Origin of the sequence: Gemmiger formicilis (assembly GCF_016901605.1) — a bacterium.
GTDB classification, from domain to species: domain Bacteria; phylum Bacillota; class Clostridia; order Oscillospirales; family Ruminococcaceae; genus Gemmiger; species Gemmiger formicilis_B.
The window spans coordinates 1-500 of the sequence record NZ_JACJKP010000420.1 but is presented as its reverse complement, the minus strand read 5'-3'; the positions used below and the strand labels follow the sequence as shown (position 1 = coordinate 500).

The following is a 500-nucleotide window of genomic DNA, read 5'->3' as shown; positions in this document are numbered from 1 at the left end:
GCACGATGGCCCGCAGGTCGCTGCAGATGCCGTAGTAGGTGGGGTTGTTCACCAGCACCGCCACCGCATTGGGGTGCTCGGCAATGGCCTTGGCTACCTGTTCCCGCCGCATGCCCAACGAGATGCCCAGCCGCTGGTCCACCTCGGGGTTGACGTAGACCGGCACCGCGCCGCAGAGCACCAGGGCGTTCAGCACGCTGCGGTGCACGTTGCGGGGCAGAATGATCTCATCCCCCCGCTTGCAGGCGGTGAGCACCATGCTCTGTACCGAGCTGGTGGTGCCGCCCACCATCAAAAAGGCATGGGCCGCGCCAAAGGCATCGGCGGCCAGTTCTTCCGCTTCCCGGATGACCGACACCGGATGGCAGAGATTGTCCAGCGGTTTCATGCTGTTCACATCCACGCCCACGCATTGCTGGCCCAAAAAGGCCGTCAGTTCGGGGTTGCCGCGCCCGCGCTTGTGGCCGGGCACGTCAAAGGGCACCACCCGCATGCGGCGG

General features: G+C 66.0%; 1 protein-coding gene. It reads right to left on the bottom strand.

The window, feature by feature from the left end; genetic code table 11:
• Positions 1–500, bottom strand: a 500-nt coding sequence (locus H6B10_RS15235) for an aminotransferase class I/II-fold pyridoxal phosphate-dependent enzyme (protein WP_204652333.1), incomplete at both ends; no start/stop codon positions are given.